This window comes from Paenibacillus oryzisoli, from assembly GCF_001653565.1.
In the GTDB taxonomy this organism is placed as follows: Bacteria; Bacillota; Bacilli; order Paenibacillales; family NBRC-103111; genus Paenibacillus_E; species Paenibacillus_E oryzisoli.
Map to the genome: position 1 here is coordinate 1 of NZ_LYPB01000007.1, position 646 is coordinate 646.

Consider the following 646-nt stretch of genomic DNA (forward strand, 5'->3'; position numbering starts at 1 on the left):
GATTGGGGTGAAGTCGTAACAAGGTAGCCGTATCGGAAGGTGCGGCTGGATCACCTCCTTTCTATGGAGACTCGTGTCTGAGAGACACAGTCAAGTATCTTCGGATACAAATCGCTTACTCACTCGTGTTCAGTTTTGAAGGAGCAATCTTTCAAAAATACACCGATATTTCTGAAATAACAGGAAAAACTCCAGTTAATTTTGAAGAATAACGGGATTTAAGAGAAATAACAGGAAAATATGACGTTAATTTCATCGGTTTTAGTCTGATTCAGACTTTGAGCCTGAAATAACTGTAGAATTTCCAGTTAAATGCTTTTATCTTCCTGAATCAGCGGAATTAACAGCAGGAAATCCAGTTAAATCGAAATGTTGGACAAACAGTTGACAACCAACAGCGCTTCACGCATGTAATGGTTGCAACATTGTTGACGAATCTACGATTCGCAACTTGTTCCTTGAAAACTAGATAACGAAATTGTTGCAAATTCCCGTTGCGTAGCAATGGTGAAATTGTCAACTAACGTAAAGTAAGAACTTAGGTTGTGTTAATCTTTAGGTTACACAAAAATCTTTAAAGTTTTTTCTAGGTTAAGCTAGAAAGAGCACACGGAGGATGCCTAGGCACTAGGAGCCGAAGAAGGAC

1 rRNA gene is annotated in these 646 nt (G+C 39.0%); it reads left to right on the forward strand.

Features of this window, described 5'->3' with window-relative positions:
• Nucleotides 1–61: ribosomal RNA gene (locus A8708_RS00055) — 16S ribosomal RNA — on the forward strand; the annotation flags it as partial.
• Nucleotides 62–646: the final 585 nt, after the last annotated feature.